Source organism: Shewanella sp. ISS20, from assembly GCF_056522965.1.
The window spans coordinates 3798323-3811917 of sequence record NZ_JAWRZK010000001.1 but is presented as its reverse complement, the minus strand read 5'-3'; the positions used below and the strand labels follow the sequence as shown (position 1 = coordinate 3811917).

The window sequence follows — 13595 nt, the reverse complement described above, 5'->3', positions numbered from 1 at the left end:
CGAATGCAACCAAATCTGCCGATTATTACGCCTCGAGAGCCTTGAAGACAGGCTAAGTCAGGCTAGGGATTTGGCCAGATTGGCCTACCTCCGAACCCTTAAAATTTGGCTTACGCCAGTAACATCAACGTCCTGGAAACTTCATTCCTGGAGGAAGCATGCCTTGCATACCACGCATCATTTTTTGCATGCCGCCTTTGGCCGACATCTTTTTCATCATCTTTTGCATTTGGCTAAATTGCTTCAGCATGCGATTGACGTCTTGAATTTGTGTGCCAGAACCTGCAGCAATACGGCGCTTGCGCGATCCTTTAATGATATCAGGATTGCTACGTTCAGCCGCTGTCATCGAATTAATGATGGCTTCCATTTGACCTGTCATCTTGCCATTTTGCACTTGCTCTAAGGCTTCTGGTGGCAATTGGCCGACACCTGGCAGCTTTTCTAGCATACCCATCATGCCGCCCATGTTCTTCATTTGCTGAAGCTGGTCACGGAAATCTGCTAAATCGAACTTGCCCCCTTTTTTAACTTTAGTGGCAAGTTGCAGTGCTTTTTCTTTATCAACACCGCGCTCGACTTGTTCAATCAGTGACAGTACGTCACCCATGCCAAGAATACGAGAAGCGATACGATCAGGATGGAAAGGCTCCAGTGCATCGGTTTTTTCACCAACACCTAAGAACTTAATCGGCTTACCTGTGATATGACGAATAGATAACGCCGCGCCGCCGCGAGCATCACCATCGACTTTAGTCAGTACCACACCTGTTAACGGCAGCGCTTCATTGAAGGCTTTGGCCGTGTTAGCCGCATCTTGACCTGTCATGGCGTCAACCACGAACAAGGTTTCGATTGGATTGATTTCAGCATGTAACTGCTTAATCTCATCCATCATGGCTTCATCAACGTGTAAGCGGCCTGCGGTATCGACTATCACCACATCAATAAACTTAAGCTTAGCGTGAGCAATGGCCGCTTTAGCAATCGCGACTGGCTTTTGACTCACATCCGATGGGAAGAATTCAACTTCCACTTCGCTTGCTAAGGTTTCTAACTGCTTAATCGCTGCTGGACGATAGACGTCAGCACTGACGACTAATACCGACTTTTTATGTCGAGTGCGTAAAAACTTAGCCAGTTTAGCCACACTGGTGGTTTTACCCGCGCCTTGTAAACCCGCCATCATGATCACAGCAGGCGGCTGGGCAGCTAAATCCAGAGCTTCATTGGATTCGCCCATGGCTTTTTCCAATTCACTCTGAACTATTTTAATGAAGACTTGGCCAGGGCTCAGACTCTTGCTGACCTCTTGGCCGACAGCGCGTTCTTTTACGCTATTGACGAATTCCCGCACCACAGGCAGAGCCACGTCAGCTTCAAGTAAAGCCATACGCACTTCGCGTAGCGTTTCTTTGATGTTGTCTTCGGTTAAGCGACCACGCCCGCTGATATTTTTAAGCGTGCGTGACAATCTGTCAGTGAGATTCTCAAACATCGTCCAGTCATTACCTATATTGCGCCATCTAGTTGGCCTGTATTATAACGAGGTCGGCGTATTATGCTACCGACTTCCATACTCTTGGTGGCTGCAAATTGCGATTCGCCGATAAAAGCTGGATTTTCATCAACTACTGCCACTTTTTGCCACCTGTATCACTGCCCATTTGAATCGCTGTCATGGTATTCTAATTATATTGGGTGTAGTAACTGCCCGATTTACACCATCTTTTTTGCACTCACAATTAACAACAGGTTTAATGCCATGGTTTTTTATTCTGCTACTGCCATGCTTTTCTACTGTATCGCCTTAATGTTGGTGACCAGTAGGTTATTTCATGCCGATGGCCCTCGCCGCTCGTTAGTGACCGCGATTGCTGCGGTAGCGGTACTATTTCATGGCGCCGCTCTGTATCAGGCAATATTTACCGCAGAAGGACAAAACTTTAGTTTAACCAATGTAATCTCTTTGGTTAATTGGATCATTGCCTTGTCTTTTACCATCACTATGTCACGCCTAAAAGTGATGATTGCCGTACCTGTGGTATATGCCTGTTCGGTAATCTCAGTGGCATTATTATGGTTAGTACCTCCTGAATATATTACCCATTTTGATTTGCACCCAGAAATGCTTATTCATGTCGTGTTGTCGTTAATGGCCTATTCCACCTTAATGATTGCTGCACTCTATGCCATTCAACTGTATTTCATTCAACAGAAATTAAAGCAGAAGCAATTTATGCTTAACAAGGCGTTACCGCCTCTGCTGACTGTTGAAAAACAGCTGTACCACCTGGTATTTATCGGTATGATTTTATTGAGTTTATCTTTAGCGACAGGCTTTGTATTCTTAGATGATATGTTTGCTGAGGGTAAAGGTCATAAAGCGATTTTATCTATGCTGGCATGGTTTGTGTATGCCGTGATGCTGTGGCAGGATTATCGCGTGGGTTGCCGCATTAAAACCGCCGTCATCTATACCTTATCTGGCGCAGGCTTATTAACTCTGGCCTATTTTGGCGCACGAATTGTCAAAGAATTAATCATTCGTTAAGCTGATTAAAGGGAGGATAACATCATCCTCCCGCTTCATGGATATGTCTCCACCCTTGCTTACCCTTAACTGGAGCTATTTTGGACACCATACCAACTAGTACCTTATTTATTCTGCTGCTGTTGTTGTTACTGATTTCAGCTTACTTTTCTAGCTCTGAAACTGCCATGCTCAGCCTTAATCGTTATCGATTAAAGCATCTTGCCAAGCAAGGTCACCCAGGTGCCATGCGAGCCCAAGGGTTACTGGATAAACAAGATAAGTTAATTGGCCTCATCCTCATTGGTAATAACTTAGTTAATATTGGTGCTTCCGCCATAGCTACCTTGCTGGGCCTGCGTCTTATGGGCGATTTAGGCGTGGCCATAGCCACCGGCATATTGACCTTAGTGGTATTAATTTTTGCCGAAGTCACTCCCAAAACCATAGCAGCAAGAAATCCTGAAATGGTGGCGTATCCTGCCAGTTTTTTACTTATCCCCTTGTTATGGCTGTTCTCGCCCCTGATTTGGTTCGTTAATATTTTTACTGGCATAGTGCTTAAACTGCTTAGAATTAATAACTCCCGATCTGAGCATGCCTTAAGTCAGGAAGAGCTGCGTACTGTGGTGTATGAAGCAGGCTCAATGATCCCAGCTAATCATCAAGAAATGCTGTTGTCGGTGCTCGATTTAGGCAATATTACCGTTGAAGATATCATGGTGCCGCGCGCTGAAATTTACGCCATTAATATCAATGATGACTTTCGCTCAATCACTAAGGCCATGATACAAAGCCCGCATACTCGGGTAATGCTGTATCGCGATACCATAGATGATGCGGTCGGCTTTATTCATCTGCGCGATGCGCTGCGCTTACAGTCTAAAAATCAGTTCAGCAAGGCATCGTTACTGCGAGCTGTCAAAGAGCTTTATTTTGTCCCAGAAGGCACGCCGCTCAATACTCAGCTAATTAATTTTAAACAGAATAAAAATCGTATCGGTTTAGTGGTGGATGAATACGGTGATATTCAAGGGCTAGTTACCCTTGAAGATCTTCTTGAAGAAATTGTTGGGGATTTCACTACCTCTATGGCGCCAAGCCCAGAAGATGAGATTTATCCGCAGCCTGATGGCAGTTATTTGATAGAGGCTGGCATTAATATCCGCGACTTAAATAAACATTTAAGCTGGGATTTACCTATCGATGGCCCTAAAACCCTTAACGGTTTAATCATTGAGTATTTGGAAGATATTCCATGCACTAATACTAGTCTGCGCTTGTTTGGCTATCCAATGGAAATCATTGAAGTGTCTGGCAATATGATTAAAACCGTTAGAGTCATGCCGCATTTGTTTAAGACTCAGTAAACAGTTACACATTAGCAATTCTAAAAGCTTATAAGCATAAAACTGCAGCGCTTCCACGAGTAAGCGCTGCAAGCTAGAAGCTAGATGTTCAGGCCTTAGCCTGCTTTTTAACGTCAAGTTCAGCCCTAAGCGCATGCGCCTTGGGAGTAATATCCGCCAATAATTTAGGCTCCCACCCCAAAGCAAAATAGAGTTCTGCCATCAAAAATATTGGCCCGATTAATAACTGATTGAGATCATCGATAAACGCAGGTTTTGCGCCTTCAAATTTATGGCCAAGGCCTTGGAATAGCCAGCCAATAACAAACATGCCAATGGCCGATTCAAGTCCGTAACTCAATTCACTTAACCACTTCGCACTTACCAGCAGCGGCATAATGGCAATAAACATGCCTAAGGCTAAACGTCTCTGTAGGCAGACATAATAAATCAGCACTAGAAACACAAATATCGACGCCACATTGACGTTAACAGCCATCAGCGTGACTCGCAGCGGAATGCAGGCGAGCAAAATCAACACAGCCCAAATAATCAAGGGAATACCTATTATGTGGGTTTTGATATTACGACTATCTAAATGCACACTCTTATAGCGCGCTAACTGCTGTTCTATGGTTTTCATCTTATCCTCAGTGATTCATTAAGCCATTAAATCTAAGTGGAAAATTAGGCTTCACAACTAAGCAACAAGTTAATCCATAAGCAAGATAATGACTAGCGGGATAATCACTTATCTCGAGTGTTAGCCCTACCAATAATTTACCTTACAGGTGGTGCAAGCTCACTATGGTCATAGCTCCAGTAATCAAGCCGCACTAACAACCAAGCCCCACAAACAACAAAGCCAGCATCAGCTGGCTTATATTGGTCGAGTGAACAAAACGATTTACGACTCAAGCACCACAGTTGCTACCGCGTAATGGCGCTCATCAGCAATAGTAATATGACAATGATGACCACCGAGTTGCTGCAAGCGTGCCAGCGCGCCACCAGTTAAGGTCAGTAACGGCGCGCCCCATTCATTATTAGTAATATGAATATGATGAAACGAGACTCCGCGACCTATGCCAGTACCGAGCGCCTTGGCGGCAGCTTCTTTGGCGGCAAAGCGTTTAGCCAAAAAGCGCGCCGGCTGCTTTAAGTCTCGATACACAACTAACTCTTGATCGGTAAGCACTCGCTGCGCCAGTTTCTCGCCTAAGCGCTCTACTTGTTGCTCTAACCTTGCTATTTCAACTATGTCTGAGCCTAAGCCTATAATCGCCATCTAAGTACCTATTACTCGCCGCGGCGACCTTGTAGCATTAACTGCTTCATATCCCTAACCGCCACCGCTAAGCCATCTATCGCGGCGCGGGCAATAATCGCATGGCCAATATTAAGCTCATACAGCTCTTTAATTGCGGCGATGGGTTTTACATTGTGGTAATGCAAGCCATGACCAGCATTAACTACTAGCCCTTTCTCAAAGGCGTATTTCGCCATAGTTTGAATGCGCTTAAGCTCTATCGCCTCTTGCTCGGCAGTAGTCGCTTCGGCGTAGCAACCGGTATGAATTTCTATGACTGGCGCGCCAACCGCAACGGCCGCATCAATTTGCGCTTTATCAGCATCAATAAATAACGACACTAAAATGCCCTGCTCACTTAAACGCGCCACGCCAGCGCGCACTTTATCAAGCTGACCCGCCACATCTAAACCGCCTTCGGTGGTGACTTCTTGGCGTTTTTCTGGCACTAAACACACATAAGTGGGCTTAATGTCACAGGCGATATTGATCATTTCATCAGTCACTGCGCACTCAAAATTCATGCGTGTTTTGATGGTTTTAGCTAAGAGGTAAACATCCCTATCGATAATATGGCGTCTATCTTCACGCAAATGAATAGTGATGCCATCGGCGCCCGCATGTTCAGCCACCGCCGCGGCATGTACAGGATCAGGGTAATCCGTCCCGCGCGCTTGGCGAATGGTGGCTATATGATCAATATTAACGCCTAATAAAATACCCGACATGGTCACTCCTTTTGAACTTGGCTATCCCGCACGCTGCGGGTTTGGGTAAACAACAACCGGCTATTGAGTGGCTTGTCACCGACAAAGGGTTGCATTAAGGTTCGCATAAAATTGCGCGCCGCGATGCCATCTTCGGCTATCAACTGACGCTGACTTAATCGCAGCAACATGCTGCCACTCAAATGGGGATAATTCAAATAGGATTGTGCTAACTGTAAGCCGATATCGGGCAGGTATTGATAAGTCCCGCTAGCACGCACGTCAACCCCATCAAAGGTACTATGAAGGTCAGTAAGTCCGCCTAATTCAGTCAATAACGCCATTTCAAAGTAGCGCAGTGTGTTGCTGTCAAAGCTTGCCGCTAACGCCATTAAGCATTGATGGTAAGGCACAAATAAGCTGTCACCGGTCTGGCCTTTAATGCAGCGATAGAGGATTTCATTAAGATAGAGGCCAGCAAACAAGCTATTGGCTTTAAGGGGGATGGCTGGAGAGTAAGCTTCTATGGCGGTAATGGTCGCCAATTCATGTTTCGCTTGATATTGGATGAGTAACGGCTGAAAGGTTTGGAGTATAGCCTTTTGTGAGCGTTTACCGCGGCCACAACGTGCCACGGCATCCACTCGACCGACCCCATCAATCAATAAGTGCAAAATCACACTATTTTCTCGATAGGGTCTTTGGTGCAGTATATAGCCGCGATGCATGGCGACTATTATTCTTCGCCGTAACCTAAGCTACGCAGCGCGCGTTCATCGTCAGCCCAACCAGATTTCACTTTTACCCAAACTTCTAAGAACACCTTATTATCAAACAAGGTTTCCATGTCTAAGCGGGCTTGAGTGGCTATGGTGCGAATACGCTCACCGTTTTTACCAATCACCATACGCTTCTGACCAGTACGCTCAACTAAGACCAAGGCGTTGATGTGATAAACACCATTTTCCATCATCTTAAATTGCTCGATTTCAACCGTAGCATCATAAGGCAATTCATCGCCTAAGAAGCGCATCAGCTTTTCGCGCACAATTTCAGACGCCATAAAGCGCTGTGAACGGTCAGTGACATAATCATCAGGGAAGTAATGATCGGCCTCTGGCAAGCTTTGCTGTGCTAATTCTAAAATGCGAGTGACGTTGGTACCGGTTTTAGCCGAAATCGGCAAAATCTCATCAAAGTCATACTTTTCAGCCAGCTCTTCCAGATAAGGAAACAAGGCTTCTTTATCTTTGATATGGTCAACTTTATTAATCGCCAGCACTGTTTTGCGCTCTTCACCACCACGGCGCAGTTTATTTAGCACCATTTCATCGTCAGCGGTCCAAGTCATACCATCGACTACGAAAATCACCATAGCCACATCAGCTAATGAACTGGCCGCAGCGCGGTTCATCAAACGGTTAATGGTGCGACGCTCTTCAATGTGCAGACCTGGGGTATCGATAAACACTACCTGATGCGCGCCATCGGTATGAATACCCATAATACGGTGACGAGTGGTTTGTGGCTTACGCGAAGTAATACTCACCTTTTGTCCCAATAAACGGTTCAACAGGGTCGATTTGCCTACATTAGGGCGACCAATAATGGCAACCATACCGCAATAGCTATGCTCTAACTGCACGGCAGCTGGGCGGCTAGAATCCATCCTTGCCAACAATTCATCCAGCGACGGGCTGTTATCCGCCTGTTCCAGAGCGTCATGCTCGGATAGCTGTGGCAAGTCTTTTTTACTCATTTTTTCAATAACTCCAATACCTGAGCTGCGGCAATTTGCTCAGCTTTGCGACGTGAACTGCCAACACCTATTACAGGCTCAGCGAGGTCTTTAATGCGACATTCCACTGTAAAAGTTTGGTCATGGGCTTCGCCCTCAACCAAGGTTACCTGATAATCAGGCAAAGGCTTTTTAAAGCCTTGTAAGTATTCTTGCAGCAAGGTTTTAGGATCTTTTTGGCCTACACCTGGCTCGATTTCTTGCAGGCGCGAGGCATACCAAGCTAAGACTAACTGACGGCAGACTTCAATATCTGAATCTAGGTAGACAGCACCAATAATGGCTTCTACCGCATCGGCTAAAATCGATTCGCGTCTATGGCCGCCACTCTTTAACTCGCCAGGGCCTAGGCTTAAGTATTCACCTAAATTAAATTCTTGCGCTATAACGGCTAAGGTATCACCGCGCACTAAGGTGGCGCGCATCCGACTTAAATCGCCTTCAGTCGCCTTAGGAAACTGATGATACAGCACATCTGAAATCACGATAGAGAGGATTGAATCCCCTAAAAACTCTAAGCGTTCATTGTGTTTAGCTGCGGCACTACGGTGCGTCAGCGACTGAATGAGTAAAGCTTGCTGGTTAAATTCATAACCTAAAGTACGACATAGTCGTGAATAATGCTTAGGTACATGGGACATTAAACTATTCCACCAATTCTGTTAAAACGTACACCAGAAGGTAACCAGGTTGGCAACCAATCCGACGGTTGGCGGTCAAACTCAAAACTAATCCAAATAGCTACGGCTTTACCGACCAAATTAGCCTCAGGCACAAAGCCCCAGAAACGGCTATCTTTGCTGTTGTCGCGATTGTCACCCATGACAAAATATTCACCAGCGGGAACTATCCACTCGCCCAGCGGTAATCCTGGTTGCTCATAAAAGAAGGCTTTGGCATCAGGACGCATAGGGTTGATAAGAATGTGATGCTGCACTGCGCCAAGCTGCTCTTGATATTCAATTAATGGCACGCCATCTTGAATAAACTCGCCGCGATTGACTTCGCTGCGAGCGACTAAACGCGCTTCACCGCATTCGCTCTGATTACTACCATTGCAAGCTGGCTTTATCCATAACTGTTTGTTGTTATAAATGATGGTATCACCCGGCAGACCCACTACGCGCTTGATATAGTCAATGCGAGTATCTTCTGGGTATTTAAATACCATCACATCGCCGCGCTCTGGCTCACCGGTTTCAACGAGCTTAGTGCGCCACACAGGGTCACGCAGGCCATAGCTAAACTTTTCCACCAAAATGAAATCACCCACCAATAAGGTCGGCATCATAGAACCTGATGGAATTTGAAACGGTTCATAAATGAATGAACGCAAAATCATCACAAAAGCGATAACAGGGAAGACTGAGTGAGCGTTTTCCACCAACACAGATTCACGCATGATCCCTGCTTGAGTGTCGTCATCTAATTGAGCGTTTGCTTCTAAGGCCAAGGCTAATTGCGCCTTACGCTTAGGTTTTAACATTACTAAATCATATAACCAGATCAATCCAGTGATCAGAGTGGCTATCACCAAAATAATGGAAAAATAGGCTGCCATGTAAACTCCTGCAAAAAAATTAGGTAATGCCCTCGCTTTAGTTAGTAAGCCTAAACCTATAAAAGTTCACAGGAAAACTAACTAAAGCGCCGCTGATAGCGGCGCCTTACCATGAATAACTCAATCAATAATGATTGAGATTCTAGTCACGAATGATTACTCGTTAAGTTTCAGTACGGCCAAGAAGGCTTCTTGTGGTACTTCCACGTTACCGATTTGCTTCATCCGCTTTTTACCTTCTTTCTGACGGTTCAACAGTTTCTTCTTACGCGACACGTCGCCACCATAACACTTGGCGGTTACGTCTTTACGCAGTGCTTTTACTGTTGTGCGGGCAATAATCTGACTACCCACAGCCGCTTGAATGGCAATATCAAACATCTGTCTTGGAATGAGTTCTTTCATTTTCTCAACTAATGCCAGACCACGATGACGAATGTTCGAGCGATGAATAATCATAGCTAACGCATCAACGCGATCGCCGTTGATAAGTACGTCTAAACGCACCATATCGGCCGGTTCAAAACGAATGAAGTTATATTCCAGTGACGCGTAACCGCGACTGGTTGATTTCAGGCGGTCAAAGAAATCCATGACCACTTCAGCCGCAGGGATATCATAAGTCAGAGCGACTTGATTACCGTGATACACCATGTTGGTTTGTACGCCGCGCTTCTCAATACATAAGGTAATTACGTTACCTAAGTATTCTTTTGGCACCAAAATGTTGGCTTGTACAATCGGCTCACGCATCTCAGCGATATTGTTAAGCGCTGGCAGATCCGATGGGTTATCGACATAGACGATTTCACCATTGGTCAGCTCAACTTCGTACTCTACTGTTGGCGCTGTGGTAATCAAATCAAGATCATATTCACGTTCTAAACGCTCTTGAATGATCTCCATGTGCAGCAGACCTAAGTAACCGATCCGGAAACCAAAACCTAATGCTGATGAAGTTTCTGGCTCAAACTGTAATGACGCATCGTTTAAGCTGAGCTTATTCAAGGCATCACGGAAGCTTTCATAATCATCGGTAGAAATTGGGAACACACCCGCATAAACCTGTGGCTTAACTCGCTTAAAACCAGGCAATGGCTTTTCAGCACCATGCTTAGCTAAAGTTAAAGTATCACCTACTGGCGCGCCGTGAATTTCTTTTATACCAGCAATGACATAACCAACTTCACCAGTACCTAACATCATGGTGTCTTTCTTCTTAGGAGTGAAGATACCTACGCGGTCAGCATTATAAGTTTGGCCAGTCGACATGACTTTGAACTTATCGCCTTTGCGTAATTGGCCATGCTTCACACGTACTAAAGAAACAACACCTAAGTAAGCATCAAACCAAGAGTCAATGATCAGCGCTTGTAATGGCGCGTCAGGATCGCCCTGTGGCGGTGGAATTTTAGCAACGATAGTTTCTAAGACATCTTCAACACCCAGACCTGTCTTGGCAGAACAACGCACAGCATCTTGGGCTTCAATGCCAACTATGTCTTCAATCTCAATAGCTACACGCTCAGGTTCAGCCTGAGGTAAGTCGATTTTATTGAGAACTGGAACCACATCTAAGTTCATTTCTAGCGCTGTGTAACAGTTCGCCAAAGTTTGTGCTTCAACGCCTTGACCGGCATCAACCACTAACAATGCGCCTTCACACGCGGCTAAAGAACGTGATACTTCATACGAGAAGTCAACGTGGCCAGGAGTATCAATAAAATTCAGTTGATAAGTTTCACCGTCTTTAGCGACGTAATCTAAGGTAACACTCTGCGCCTTGATGGTGATCCCGCGTTCGCGCTCAATGTCCATTGAGTCAAGAACTTGCTCAGCCATTTCACGGTTAGTGAGACCGCCACAGACCTGAATTAAACGGTCAGACAAGGTTGATTTGCCATGATCGATATGGGCAATAATCGAAAAGTTTCTAATATGTTTCATTATGCTGCAGTGACTAAGCTTAAAAGGGAAAACGTAAGGTACGAAATTGTACCCTAATGAGCCCGCAATACCAATCAGATTCATTAGGGTTAGTGAGCCAAGGCTAACCGTGGGACATGACTAATGGCTGGCCTAAATTAGCCATGACTTGCGGTTCAGCCTTAGCTTCAAGCTTTACTGACCACCATTTAGCGAGTCGCCAAGTGGCAATAGCCCCGAGTATCGAGCTAATGATTACGCCGCTTTGGCCGGAAAAATCGGTTAATTCTGATAACCACTGACCAACAAGCGCGCCACTAAATAAGCCCACTAACGGCAGCATATACACTAATGCAGCCGCCTTTAACAATACCGATTCAGTCACCCCGATTTTAAGCACATCACCTAAGTGACATGCATAGGGGCTGTGAATAAAAAAGCGTTGCACCTTAGGTGAAAAGGCTTTTGAAACGGCTTGAGTGCCGCAAGACTCACCAGTATCGCAATGATTGCAGGCACTGCTTAAGGTCACTTCGATAAGCGGCATATATGGGTCGCGGCAATCAATGACCTTAGCAAATTGTTCCATCATGGCGCTTATTCCAAATGCAAACTGTGGGCAATGTGACTTAACGTTGCTGCCGGCGCTTTACCAATAACAACTACCTCGGCATTGCCCACGATTTCAGTCACTAAGGATAACCCATTGCGAGTGACTAACTCTTCCGGCATAGGAGTCTCACCCACCCGTGACACATAGACAGAAATATCCACTAATCCATCCGACAGCGCTATATATTCAACTGTCTGCTGACTACCCAGCAATCTGTGATGATCTTTAGCGACCACTTTAAAGCCTTGTGGTAAGCCATTAAACAACCAGTTTTGGCCTTCTGCACGCTCAGGTGGGCTAGTAACCGGAGGCCATTCAGTGCGATACGCTTCTTCTAGTAAGGGGGCTGGCGCTGGTAATTCTAATAACTCAATGGCTAACATCTGCTCAATAAGCTCGCGATCATCAGAGAGCAAGTCATAACGCAGGGGTAAAAAGCTCTCCATATCTATCCACACCTGATGATTATATCTAAGATCATCTTTAGGGATAATGCGAACCATCTGACCTGGGCGTCCGGCAATGCGGCTGCGCCCACCTAATACAAATTCATACCCCTTTGCTAATTGTTCTATATCACCAGAAAATGCCGCAGGCCAACTGCCTTCAATTCTACCGGCCTCAACGCTGTACGCTGGTTGCTCATGCTCGATATAAGTAACAGTGCGGCTAACACGCACCGCATTTTTAGGCGGGCCATTAAGGTACTCTAAAAACTCCACTGGCTCGCCATTAACTATGCCGTGCAGATACACAAACGGGCGAATATGGTCAGCCTGTAAATGAATAGCAGACACTTTATATTGAGCGGTGCGCAGAGCTTTACTCATGTTCACTAACCAAGATTTGGCATCTTGCGGTAATTCGGTGGCAGGTTGTGCAATCGGCTCAGCATCTAACAACTGCGCTTTAGCGGCTTGAGTATTTGCCGATTGAGGCACAGTAGGTTGCGCCCCAGTATTTTCAGCTTGAGCGCTGAGCGCAACCTGCGGCACCAAGGCCCACAGACAAAGAATAATAGCGCAACAGAGTGAGCGATTTGACATAGAATTCATGAGGACAATCAAGCTTCCAGTAAACATAAAAATGCAGCTTGAAGATTAACTTACAAGCTGCAGCTTTCCAACCATCAATTGATTCGCAACACAGTTAATTACTGCTGCGGTAGCGCCTGTGGCAAGGCATCACCATTATTTAATTTCTGCTGCAGCATATGATCTTGCAGATAATGATTAATGCGGCGACGCTGCTCAGTGACTTGCTCATTACTGTATTCTTGCTGCACTGGGCTGGCCTGAAAACTTACTGGCGCGGCGTTACCAATCAAAGGACGGGTATTGAGCACAGGTAAAGGCGCTAACTCAGCATCTGACACTTGTGACATTTGCTGAACACCAATAACAGCGAATAAGGCGACACTGGCTGCAATGGCATACTGACCCAAAGGTCGTAAAAATGGTAGCACCTTAGCTTTAGTGGTCTTAGTTTCTGTGCTGGCTGCCACCTCATTGCTTGCTGGCTCACTCACGACCTTGTCGCCAAATGCAGTGACGCTAGAGGCTTGCGCGCTTATAGCAGGCGCAAACACAGTTGGCTCTTTATCGATAGCATCGGCAATAGCGGCTGATAAGTCTAAATTAATGACACTTGGCAATTCAGAACGCAAGGCATCACCTATCAAGTGATAATTTCGCCATTCTTGATGAGAGTCGATATCTTTTGCTAATTCAGCAAAAGACTGCGCATCAACTTCACCGTCGACGGCGGCAGATACCCATTCCTGACCTGATTTATCCATT

General features: G+C 45.7%; 14 protein-coding genes. 2 read left to right on the top strand and 12 right to left on the bottom strand.

Annotated features, from left to right (window positions below):
* Nucleotides 1-124: 124 nt before the first annotated feature.
* Nucleotides 125-1498: a signal recognition particle protein gene (ffh, locus tag AC1HDP_RS17410; RefSeq protein ID WP_479639727.1), complete on the bottom strand. Its 1374-nt coding sequence runs from the start codon at nt 1496-1498 to the stop codon at nt 125-127.
* A gap of 267 nt (nt 1499-1765) precedes the next feature.
* On the opposite strand from ffh, the gene AC1HDP_RS17405 reads away from it, so the two are divergent.
* Together AC1HDP_RS17405 and AC1HDP_RS17400 are read left to right on the top strand one after the other, a co-directional pair.
* Nucleotides 1766-2554 carry a cytochrome C assembly family protein gene (locus tag AC1HDP_RS17405; RefSeq protein ID WP_479639726.1) on the top strand — a complete coding sequence of 263 codons (789 nt, stop codon included), beginning with the start codon at nt 1766-1768 and terminating at the stop codon, nt 2552-2554.
* Nucleotides 2555-2634: 80 nt separating this feature from the next.
* On the top strand, nt 2635-3903 hold the full coding sequence (locus tag AC1HDP_RS17400) for an HlyC/CorC family transporter (RefSeq protein ID WP_479639725.1): 1269 nt from the start codon (nt 2635-2637) through the stop codon (nt 3901-3903).
* An 88-nt stretch (nt 3904-3991) separates the two neighbouring features.
* On the opposite strand, the gene AC1HDP_RS17395 is transcribed toward AC1HDP_RS17400, so the two are convergent.
* From AC1HDP_RS17395 to AC1HDP_RS17345, 11 genes are all read right to left on the bottom strand, one after another.
* Nucleotides 3992-4525, bottom strand: a complete 534-nt coding sequence (locus tag AC1HDP_RS17395) for an Mpo1 family 2-hydroxy fatty acid dioxygenase (protein WP_479639724.1) — start codon at nt 4523-4525, stop codon at nt 3992-3994.
* Nucleotides 4526-4789: 264 nt separating this feature from the next.
* Nucleotides 4790-5170 (bottom strand): holo-ACP synthase, encoded by a 381-nt coding sequence (gene acpS / locus AC1HDP_RS17390; protein WP_479639723.1) that lies wholly within the window; start codon nt 5168-5170, stop codon nt 4790-4792.
* Nucleotides 5171-5181: 11 nt separating this feature from the next.
* Nucleotides 5182-5919, bottom strand: coding sequence for a pyridoxine 5'-phosphate synthase (gene pdxJ, locus AC1HDP_RS17385; protein ID WP_479639722.1), 738 nt, complete (start codon nt 5917-5919; stop codon nt 5182-5184).
* Nucleotides 5920-5921: 2 nt separating this feature from the next.
* Nucleotides 5922-6626, bottom strand: a complete 705-nt coding sequence (gene recO, locus AC1HDP_RS17380; RefSeq protein WP_479639721.1) for a DNA repair protein RecO — start codon at nt 6624-6626, stop codon at nt 5922-5924.
* An 8-nt stretch (nt 6627-6634) separates the two neighbouring features.
* A complete protein-coding gene (gene era, locus AC1HDP_RS17375) occupies nt 6635-7657 on the bottom strand; it encodes a GTPase Era (RefSeq protein WP_479639720.1) in 1023 nt (340 codons plus the stop codon).
* Complete coding sequence (gene rnc, locus AC1HDP_RS17370) at nt 7654-8337, bottom strand: ribonuclease III (RefSeq protein ID WP_479639719.1); 684 nt, start codon at nt 8335-8337, stop codon at nt 7654-7656. Before rnc ends, era begins: the two co-directional genes overlap by 4 nt.
* The gene (gene lepB / locus AC1HDP_RS17365) at nt 8337-9257 is read right to left on the bottom strand and encodes a signal peptidase I (protein ID WP_479639718.1); all 921 of its coding nucleotides are present in this window, start codon (nt 9255-9257) and stop codon (nt 8337-8339) included. Before lepB ends, rnc begins: the two co-directional genes overlap by 1 nt.
* A gap of 156 nt (nt 9258-9413) precedes the next feature.
* Complete coding sequence (gene lepA, locus AC1HDP_RS17360) at nt 9414-11204, bottom strand: translation elongation factor 4 (protein WP_479639717.1); 1791 nt, start codon at nt 11202-11204, stop codon at nt 9414-9416.
* Nucleotides 11205-11307: 103 nt separating this feature from the next.
* Nucleotides 11308-11775: a SoxR reducing system RseC family protein gene (locus AC1HDP_RS17355; protein ID WP_479639716.1), complete on the bottom strand. Its 468-nt coding sequence runs from the start codon at nt 11773-11775 to the stop codon at nt 11308-11310.
* Between the two features lie 5 nt (nt 11776-11780).
* Nucleotides 11781-12851, bottom strand: coding sequence for a MucB/RseB C-terminal domain-containing protein (locus AC1HDP_RS17350; RefSeq protein WP_479639715.1), 1071 nt, complete (start codon nt 12849-12851; stop codon nt 11781-11783).
* Between the two features lie 98 nt (nt 12852-12949).
* Nucleotides 12950-13594: a sigma-E factor negative regulatory protein gene (locus AC1HDP_RS17345; RefSeq protein WP_479639714.1), complete on the bottom strand. Its 645-nt coding sequence runs from the start codon at nt 13592-13594 to the stop codon at nt 12950-12952.
* Nucleotide 13595: the final 1 nt, after the last annotated feature.